Source organism: Pseudomonas sp. HY7a-MNA-CIBAN-0227 (assembly GCF_040310325.1).
Taxonomy (GTDB): domain Bacteria; phylum Pseudomonadota; class Gammaproteobacteria; order Pseudomonadales; family Pseudomonadaceae; genus Aquipseudomonas.
On sequence record NZ_JBEOPT010000378.1, the window covers coordinates 1 to 232 of the forward strand.

1 pseudogene is annotated in these 232 nt (G+C 43.5%); it reads left to right on the forward strand.

Annotated features, from left to right (window positions below):
* Nucleotides 1-232, forward strand: a pseudogene (locus AAEZ06_RS28340) (hypothetical protein); the annotation flags it as partial.

The window sequence follows — 232 nt, forward strand, 5'->3', positions numbered from 1 at the left end:
GTATTCCCGGTACCGGTAACTTCATTGGCGAATTCATGATTTTATTAGGCGCATTTGCTCAGTATCCAGTGTTTGTGATATTGGCCACCTTTAGCTTGGTATTGGCAGGGTTGTACTCGCTTATCTTGATTCATAGCGCGTTGTTTGGTACCAATAATGTTAAAGAATTGGCCATGCGCGAGACCAAATCACACGGTTTACCGAGCCGCAAATTAAAAGATTTGGGCAAACG